The 7,354-nt window shown below is 59.2% G+C and carries 8 protein-coding genes and 1 pseudogene; 2 read left to right on the top strand and 7 right to left on the bottom strand.

The window, feature by feature from the left end; translation table 11 throughout:
* The first annotated feature begins 83 nt into the window (after positions 1-83).
* Positions 84-1,112: an IS110 family RNA-guided transposase gene (locus AC1DJT_RS31875; RefSeq protein ID WP_476835636.1), complete on the top strand. Its 1,029-nt coding sequence runs from the start codon at positions 84-86 to the stop codon at positions 1,110-1,112.
* Positions 1,113-1,393: 281 nt separating this feature from the next.
* On the opposite strand, the gene AC1DJT_RS31870 is transcribed toward AC1DJT_RS31875, so the two are convergent.
* The 7 genes and pseudogenes from AC1DJT_RS31870 to AC1DJT_RS31840 all read right to left on the bottom strand — a co-directional run bounded on the left by AC1DJT_RS31870 (position 1,394) and on the right by AC1DJT_RS31840 (position 6,071).
* Positions 1,394-2,185 carry a metallophosphoesterase gene (locus AC1DJT_RS31870; protein WP_476770979.1) on the bottom strand — a complete coding sequence of 264 codons (792 nt, stop codon included), beginning with the start codon at positions 2,183-2,185 and terminating at the stop codon, positions 1,394-1,396.
* Between the two features lie 389 nt (positions 2,186-2,574).
* The gene (locus AC1DJT_RS31865; protein WP_476776440.1) at positions 2,575-3,669 is read right to left on the bottom strand and encodes an HAD-IA family hydrolase; all 1,095 of its coding nucleotides are present in this window, start codon (positions 3,667-3,669) and stop codon (positions 2,575-2,577) included.
* 76 nt (positions 3,670-3,745) lie between these two features.
* Positions 3,746-4,501 carry a metallophosphoesterase gene (locus AC1DJT_RS31860; RefSeq protein ID WP_476770977.1) on the bottom strand — a complete coding sequence of 252 codons (756 nt, stop codon included), beginning with the start codon at positions 4,499-4,501 and terminating at the stop codon, positions 3,746-3,748.
* Between the two features lie 266 nt (positions 4,502-4,767).
* A pseudogene (locus AC1DJT_RS31855) lies at positions 4,768-4,899 on the bottom strand (DUF2384 domain-containing protein); the annotation flags it as partial.
* 218 nt (positions 4,900-5,117) lie between these two features.
* The gene (locus AC1DJT_RS31850; protein ID WP_476776442.1) at positions 5,118-5,372 is read right to left on the bottom strand and encodes a Txe/YoeB family addiction module toxin; all 255 of its coding nucleotides are present in this window, start codon (positions 5,370-5,372) and stop codon (positions 5,118-5,120) included.
* Positions 5,369-5,623, bottom strand: coding sequence for a type II toxin-antitoxin system Phd/YefM family antitoxin (locus AC1DJT_RS31845; protein WP_089173402.1), 255 nt, complete (start codon positions 5,621-5,623; stop codon positions 5,369-5,371). The genes AC1DJT_RS31850 and AC1DJT_RS31845 overlap by 4 nt, the downstream gene beginning before the upstream one ends.
* Positions 5,624-5,729: 106 nt before the next feature.
* Entirely contained in the window at positions 5,730-6,071 is a 342-nt protein-coding gene (locus AC1DJT_RS31840; RefSeq protein WP_476770976.1) for a DUF2958 domain-containing protein, read from the bottom strand.
* Positions 6,072-6,374: 303 nt separating this feature from the next.
* Between AC1DJT_RS31840 and AC1DJT_RS31835 the strand changes: the two genes are divergently transcribed.
* Positions 6,375-7,208: a metallophosphoesterase gene (locus AC1DJT_RS31835; RefSeq protein ID WP_476835635.1), complete on the top strand. Its 834-nt coding sequence runs from the start codon at positions 6,375-6,377 to the stop codon at positions 7,206-7,208.
* Positions 7,209-7,354: the final 146 nt, after the last annotated feature.

Genomic DNA, 7,354 nt, shown 5'->3' with positions numbered 1-7,354 from the left:
GACGTAATTGCTGCCGCTGAGCCCCTGCCTTCAGAGTGACAGAGGGCAGGCAGCGGCGCCGGCCTGAGCACGGGATGGTCATCATGAAACAGTATGTCGGGCTGGACGTATCGCAGAAAGAGACCAGCGTTTGCGTCGTCGATGAATCTGGCAAGGTCGTCTTTCAAGGCAGGGCGAGGTCCGATCCCGGCGCTTTGGCGGAACTGTTAAGCAAGCGCGCGCCGACCGCCGAGCGGATCGGCTTTGAGACCGGCGCGATGTCGAGCTGGCTGTGGCATGAGCTCAACCGGATCGGTCTGCCCGTCGTCTGCATCGACGCCCGTCACGCGAAAGCAGTGCTGTCGGTTCGAATGAACAAGAGCGACGAGAACGATGCCCAAGGCTTGGCGGAGTTGGTTCGGGTCGGCTGGTACCGAGAAGTCAAAGTGAAGAGTCCGGAGAGCCAGGCAACCCGATCCCTGCTCGTCGCGCGCTCGAGGCTTGTCGCCATCCGTCGCGATCTGGAAAACCAGATCCGTTCGATGCTGAAGGAGTATGGGCTACAGTTCAGCCGATCGATTGGAACGCAGTTCCAGCGAAAGGTCCTGGAGCTGGTTGTCGAGGGGCATCCGCTCCGATCCGTGATCGGGGCGCTCCTCAGTGTCCATGAGYGGACCTGCGAGGAACAGGAGAAACTCGATCGGCAGGTCCGGCGTCTCGCTCAGGACGACTGCACCACACGCCGGCTGATGACGGTTCCCGGCGTCGGCGTGGTGACGGCATTGACCTACCGCCACACGATCGACGATCCCTCACGCTTTTCCTCGGCCAGCGACGTCGGTGCCTACCTGGGCCTGACGCCGCGGCGAAAGCAATCCGGGGAAACGGATGTCAGCGGCCGTGTCTCGCATTGGGGAGATCGCTTGCTGCGAACCTATCTCTACGAGGCAGCCAGCGTCCTGATGCATCGAACCAAGAAATGGTCGACGCTGAAATCATGGGGCATCCGTCTCTCCAAGCGGATCGGGATGAAGAAGGCCAAGGTGGCCGTCGCACGCAAGATGGCCGTGCTCCTCCACTGCATCTGGGTCGACGGCACCAGCTTCGAATGGGGGAGCGAAAAGACGGCGTAGGCGCTTCCCGCATAGACCTGCTCACGAGCGCCAATCTCGGCACTCGCGATGTCCCCGCCGGGACGGCGGTTGTGGTGACCTCGTTGTTTCGGCTGACGTCTACTGGAACGTCGTTGCACACGTTGAGGCACCCAACCCGAACATCATCATGAGGCGCTCGACCTCGGAAAGGACCATGACCCCGGCGATGACCGCGCGAAATCGGAGGTTGACAGCTCCCCGCAATTAAAGGGCCGAAACACAGTACTGTCAGCACGAGCGCCCCATAGCCCTTGGATTGATCAAACCTCGACGACGCAGCCGGGATCAAACCATGGATTCTCGCGATCGCCATTGCGGTTGGGGTAGCCAGCTTGATTGGCCAGGATGCGCGTCCGACCGACCTTGTAGTCATGTGACCCATGATCATGGCCGTGGATCCAGAGCTCAGGCTGGTATTCCTCGATCAGGGCGCCGAGGTCCGATACGAAGGCCGGCGACAATTCGCTCCCCTGGTGCCTCGGTTGAACCGATTGCGGGTGTGGCGCGTGGTGCGTGACCACTACCGTAGGACCATCGTGCGGCTTCCCTAGCTCRCTACGGATGAACGCCAGATCGAGCCGATGCTCAGCCGCTGCATGCCACGGCATAAAGCGGCTGTAGTGACCGCTTTCCTCCCGGTAGCGGATAAGGCGGTGATCGTTCAGCTCCTGCCCGGCAAAGACCATCGACGGCTTGGGCGTCCCGAGAAGGCGGTAGTCCGTCCAAAGCGTACAGCCGATGAAGCGGACCTGCCCGATCATAACGGTGCGGCGATGCAGTAGATGGATGCCGACCTTGTCAGCGAGGTCGCTTCCAGCGGCCAGGCTGCCCTTCATCTCGCTCTTGTAGAACTCGTGGTTGCCAGCGACGTAGACGATTTCGCGGTCACGGAGCGGCCCGGCTTCCCGCTGCTCCACCATCCACTCGAGCGCAGCACTGATCGGCTTGTGCACATCGCCGGCGAAGACCGCGACATCAAACTCCGGCATCGGTTTGGCGAACAGGAACGGACCGAATTCGAGATGCATATCGGAAATCACCAAAAGGCGCATCCTGCCCTTCCTCATCTATCTGGCATTGTTGGCGGAATGCGCCTCGCTTCAGCCGCCTGACGCCGAGGAGCGCTACGCGATGCGCTTGGACCCAGCAAGCTGCAGCCTGCGGCGTCCACACGCGTTCGAACGCTTTATGACGCAGTCTGAAAGCTTTCCTGTAGCGTCCACCCGCGCTCGAACGCTTTATGACGCAGTCTGAAAGCTTTCCTGTAGCGTCCACCCGCGCTCGAACGCGTTATGACGCAGTCTGAAAGCTTTCCTGTAGCGTCCACCCGCGCTCGAACGCGTTATGACGCAGTCTGAAAGCTTTCCTGTAGCGCCTACACGCGTTCGAACGCTTTATGACGCGTTAGATCGCGTCATAAAGCACGCACGTGCACGCGCATTCAAACATGGCTCGGCGCAACCGCGGCGCGTTCAAGGAGCTCGTTGACAGGTTTCGGAGCCCCGGGCGCCGTTCCCTGAGCAAGTCCGGATTCGAATTCGTCAATGTGCATTGCGAACAATCCAGCCTTCCGCGGGCCTATTACGTCTGCCTCGATGCTGTCCCCGACGAAAAGAACCTGATGCGGCTCCAAATTGAGCCGCTGGCAAACGAGCCGATAAATCTCGGCTTGAGGTTTCATCAGGCCGACCTCAAACGACAGAACGACCGTATCCGGCGCACCAGGCAGGCAATCGAGCAAAGCGTTCGCGTATGGTGCAGCGAGATTGGAGCAGACGCCAATTTTCAATCCGAGCTGCCCCAAGGTGTTCCAAATGGCATCGATTCCCGGTCGTAGCCGTGTCGAGGCGGTTTCCGCCAACAAGTCAGCCTCCAACTCGGCAAGCCGCGCATCGTCTGTGATCGTCGCAAGATCCTGGGCAAGATCGCGCAGGCTCATCGGAGTTGTCAGCGCTTGGGTTGCCGCCTTCGATGAAGTGGCACTGCCGATGAGTGCTCTGAACGGCCAGCGCTTGTCTTCAATTTCCACAAGTGTCCCGAACCCATCGAAGCAGACAGCCTGGATCTGCGGCGTAGCGTCCTGCCAGATCAGATTTGCCTCTGTGTATGGCGTGAAGTTCTCGTCGACCGCGTTTGGCGCGATCCCCGCACCCCATCTAATCGCTGCGACGTAGCTCCGCACAGCAAGCTGGTCGTCGAGTGTGCCGCTTAGAAGATCCAGGGCTGTCCGCCCGTTGAATGGCGCCGTCTTATGGTCATCAAACAGCCAATCCCTTTGTTGATCCGGTGATGCGAAAAGATGCTGCAGATCCGCATAGAGACCCAGAAGCGCAGAGATCCGCATCAGGACAGCAGTTTCAAGGACGAGTGATCCGTGTGTGCGCGCGATGGTCGACCAGTCGTGAAACTGAGCCGCGTCGCACTGCAGAATCGCGAGCCGGTCGGCCGAGGACAATTCCCAGCGGTCCGCGATGTTCAAGAACGTGCGGAGTGCCGGCGCGCTTACGCGAGCTCGTTCCTCAGGTGACCTTTCCATCAATGTGCTCCCAGCTTGCCACTCAGAGGAGACAGAATAGCTGATTTGCGGACGTCAAAGTTCGAACCGACCCGGCTTAGTTGGCGACCTCGACCACCAGGCTCTCGTCAAACGCCGAATTGGAGAACAAGGCTCCGGCTGGATTGCAGAGGATCCGTGTTCCGCCTGGCCGGCGCATGTCGATGCTGTGATGAACATGGCCGTGCACCCACATCTCGGCGCAGCCAGAATCCGTCAGCTCGGATAGGTCAGACGCACAGTTTCCGGCGATCCATTTTCCGGTGTCGGCCGGCGCTACGCAGGCAGGGTGCGGAGCGTGATGAGTTACAACCACGCGAGGGAAAGAGGTCTCCTGGTCTATGAGATGTCGCAAGCACTCGCGACTTGAGTGATGCAGCTGCTGAGCATCCTGAACGCGAAAGGGACGCTCCCCCGTTCCGTCGCGAAACCGAATGTCCTCACCAGTCGGCATTGTAGCATCGATGGCTCCTGCCAGACTGTAATCGGACCAGAGCGTAGCGCCGAGAAACTGCACGCCCTGGAGGTTGGTTGCGTCGCCCTCGAGCAGTGAGATGTCATTGGCTTCGGCAGCGCGCCGAGCGGCGGCGATCGTCGCACTCGGTTCGCCTCGCCAATGCTCGTGATTGCCGAGCGTTGCAATGACGGGCCTGTCTCCGGCCAGGTGGCGCAGGAATTGGAATCCGGCCGGGATATTCCCCTGCCAAATATCGCCGGCCGACACCAGGACATCGAACGCCGGACGGGGAGGAGCGAATGCCGAAGGAAATGGGAACCCTTCAAGATGCAAATCGGATAGAATCCAGATTCTCACTGCGCTCTTCTCTCATGGTGATTGCTTGGAAGATCCCGCCACCGAACGCATACCCGTGACAATCGAGCTACGATTCTCCGCAGAGGATCTCACTCGCATTGATCGGTCTGCCAAATTTGAGGGTCTTGAACGGGCCGAGTTTTTACAACGCGCCGCGACAGTCGGCGTAAAAGAGGCACTACGATCGTCTGAAATCGCCCAATCTTTTGACGGAGGCCGCGATGATTGAATGATCTCTGTAAGGGTAATTCACTCCATCAGCAGGTTTATGCATATACCCCTGCACGCACCGCCTCTAAATATTCTAGAACGAGATTTGCTTCACCCCCGCAAACGAGATCGTACGCTGTTTTCCCTGAGTACCCCGGAATAGGTTGGTTCTTGAACCAGTTTATGGCTTCTTTTTTGGAGCCCCGCGATTTCAACAACTATTTTAGTAATATCGTCGATCAGTTTGACCAATTCGCTCTGAGGCGCGCCAAACTGCTTAGACAGCCGGTGGATGGACTTCTTGTCGATCACTGCCAGATGACCCCTAACTCTCAGGCGCGTATCGTTCCACTTTATACATTCTTAGGTATCACGGGCCCGTCTACCTGCCCTCGCGGACGCGCCATCAGTAGTGATATCGGCACTGCGCGATCATTAGACCGCCCTCACTCGGCCGATAGACCAAGCGGTGCTCCTGTGTGATCCGTCGCGACCACCAGCCCGACAGCGGACCGCGCAACGGCTCCGGCTTGCCGGTGCCATTAAATGGCGTGCGCATGCATTCTTTGATGAGCCCGTTGAGCCGGACCAGGAGCTTGGGATCGGTCGCCTGCCAATGCAGGTAATCCTCCCAGGCCTGTTCGTGGAAAACGAGCTTCATTCGGCAAGGACGCGCTCGGTTCCCTTGCCTTCATCGAGCTCCTTTACGGCCTTGAGCAACCGGTCGGCATTGCGCGGATTCCGGAGGAGATAGCGCGTTTCCTCATAAGAGGCGTAATCTTCGAGCGACATCAGCACCGCCGCAGGTTTTCCCTTGTCCCTGGTGATGAGCATTGGCGCATGATCCTCCGTCACCCTGTCGAGCATGGTGGCTAGGTTCTTTCGCAGGTCGGTGTAGGACGTTGTTCGCATCTCGCTATTGTACTCAATTACGTACGTTAAGCAAGCGCGGTGCGATCGGTCGGGCCACCGCCCTCCGACCGGCCAGGACTAGTTTGAAGCTGCAAATCGCCGGCAGCTAGGCTGAGTGCTCGGCCAAGTACTGGTTTAGCGTCTTCTGAGCCCGCCAGTGCTGATCGATCTCGACGCGGAGATCTGCTGGACCTTCCAGCGCAGCAATCTCGGCCAGACTGAAGTCGCCGAGCTCCGCCTCATCCGAAAAAATTGCGAGCCCAAATAGGCTGTCTCGATCGCGCGGGTTCATTTCAGAGACGAGCCACGTAACCGGCGCCCATGGCAGGAATAGCTTCAACACCGGCGTCGGATCAAAACTCTTGTCCTGGCGGCTCCGATGCCAATTCGAAGTCAATGCCTCCTGAATCTCCTGAGAGATCGCAATCATTTCCGGGCCCTTTGTCATTTATGGGGTTTACCTCGCCGAGGAAGTCAGCCCGAGCTCGCCAAGAAGTTTGCAGCTGCAAACAATGAGCGGCGCCCCCAGCCTGTGCGCATCGACTGCGGTCGCTCTATGCCGGCGGCGTTCGCACCAAAAGTTTGCAGCTGCAAACTTTTGGTGGCAGGGCTTCTGTCGAACCGGTTGTTATTACCATTCCTGCGAAAGTGGTAATAACCGGGCCGCCTCTTCAATCTCCGCAAATTCTGCGGCGATTCTCTGGTCTAATCTCCGCAAGTTGGAGATAATGTCCAATAGCGATCGATTATCATGCCTCTCACCTACGCCATCGGCGACGTGCACGGTCGCTCCGACCTGCTTCAGGCTATCCTCGACTTCGTGGAGCGCGACGCCGCGCACAGGGGAAGGCCGCCCCGGATCGTGCTCCTCGGCGACATCGTCGATCGTGGCCATGACAGCAAGGGGTGCCTCGACGTTGTCGGTCGCCTTCTTGCAGACCATCCGACGTCGGTATTCCTCCGCGGAAACCACGATGACTGGTTTCTCCGCTACCTCGAGGGTGATCGGCGCGAAGTCCGCACCTGGTTTCACAACGGCGGAATGGAGACCCTCGACTCTTACACGAATCTCGACGTCGACGAGGCGAGGCGGCTGATCCTTGAAGATCATTCGAGCCACCTCGGGCTTCTCCGGCGTTCCTCGTTGATGATCGACGACGGACCGTTCGCGTTCGTGCATGCGGGGATCAGACCGGGCGTCCCGCTGGGTGACCAGAGCGCCAAGGACCTGATGTGGATCAAGGAACCGTTCTTTTCCCATCACGGCAGACTGGATCGCGTCATCGTGCACGGCCATTCGGTCATTGAAGAGGGGCGTCCCATGGTCACCGAAAATCGAATCTCCATGGACACCGCTGCGTGCTGGTCGGGTAGGCTTTCGGTGCTTGTGATCGACCAGGAAGCGGGGGACCTCTCGTTTCACCAGACCGACGGTGACCGTCAATCAGTCGTGGAAGTCGAGCCGGTTCGGAACGACCGCGGGCTGGGGACGGTGCTCGATGACCTGTCCTGGCTCGGCGGCACGAGTCGCGACTACACATCTCGGAGGAGTTGGTGCTATGGGCTCGGATCAATCGACGAGTAAGACCGATAGGCTCGACGCTGGCCTCATCACATCCGAATGCCAGATTGATCCGGTAGCCTTCCCTATCTCGGCAGCCGGATTCATCGCAGCGCCCGATCCTGCCAAGGCGCGCGGGTTTCCCCACTAAGCGGGTTTCCCCACTAAGC

Source organism: Allobosea sp. 05T422_2 (assembly GCF_056396265.1).
This window is presented reverse-complemented; position numbering and strand designations above follow the sequence as displayed.